This window comes from Nitrosophilus sp. (assembly GCF_982775275.1).
Genome location: NZ_CEXZHP010000337.1, coordinates 1 through 1,086 on the forward strand (window position 1 = coordinate 1; position 1,086 = coordinate 1,086).

General features: G+C 58.7%; 2 protein-coding genes. Both read right to left on the reverse strand.

The window, feature by feature from the left end; genetic code table 11:
- A partial coding sequence (locus tag AC30RD_RS09835; RefSeq protein ID WP_489494386.1) for a hypothetical protein occupies positions 1–572 on the reverse strand: 572 nt, incomplete at its 3' end.
- 63 nt (positions 573–635) lie between these two features.
- Positions 636–1,086: TonB C-terminal domain-containing protein (locus AC30RD_RS09840; RefSeq protein WP_489494387.1), on the reverse strand; the 451-nt coding region annotated here is incomplete at its 5' end.

Here is a 1,086-nt window from a genome sequence, read left to right on the forward strand (position 1 = left end):
ACGGGCTGTCCGTTCTCCTCGGCGACCTCGGATTCCATGTCGATCGGCGGGCGGGGGTGTTCGAGGACGTAGCGCAGGTCGTGCAGGACGGTGCCGTAGTTGCGCATCAGCGGAATGGTCAGCTTCTGCACCTTCGCGTCGTGGATCTCGTCGGCGAGGGCTTCGAGCGCACAGCGGTAGGCGCTTTCGTTGGTGACGTACTGCAGGTAGTAGTCGCGCATCATGTCGATGTTCTTCAGCCACGCTTCGCGTTCGGCCTCCGGGATCGTGGTGTTGGCGTCGACCCGGGCGATCAGCCGTTCGATCAGCTCGTTGGTCTTCGCTTCCCGGGTGGCGAAGACCTCGTCGAGGTTCCTGCAGTGTTTCTTGAGCAGCTCCAGCAGCTCATCGGCGCTGTACTCTCTGCCGCTCGTATTGTAGACGTGTTCCGTCTCTTCCGTCTGGCCGTAGCTCAGGGCTTCGAGCAGCTCGACCGCCGCGTTGAGATAGGTGTATCTGTCCGGATGGGTCTGATCGAAGGTGACCCCTTTTCCGGAGACGTTCGGCAGGGCGCCGACGTATTTGAGTTGCATGCGTACTCCTTGAAGATAGTGTTCACTGTGGGTCGATTTTATCCTAAATACCCTTTGGGAAGGTCAGTAGCCGCGCAGGAAGTAGCCGACCTTGTAACGGACGAGGGTCTTCTGCTTGGGGCGCGGGTAGCGGCTGTAGGCGTATTCAATCGTCTCCTTCGTCGTGTCGTCGAGCAGGTAGAAGCCGCTGCGCTTGATGAATTTGATCTCGCTGATGTCTCCGTTGGGATAGAGGTAGAACTCGATGACGTTGTCGGCGTTGACCCGCATGTTGGAGGGGATGTTGACCCGTCCGACGCGATTGAGCACCTGCTGGGTGATGCGCCGCATGATCTCCTGGTTGTCGAGAAGGTATTTCTGTTCGCCTTCGCTCAGCTTGCCGAACTCGTCGCCGTAGAGCTCCTTGAGGTCCTGGTTGATGCGGCTTTCGCGGCGGGAGGGGTCGCGTTTTTTGATCGTCCGGTCGATGTTCTTCTGTTTTTTCGAGAGCTTGGCGAAAAGCCCCTTGTGCTCT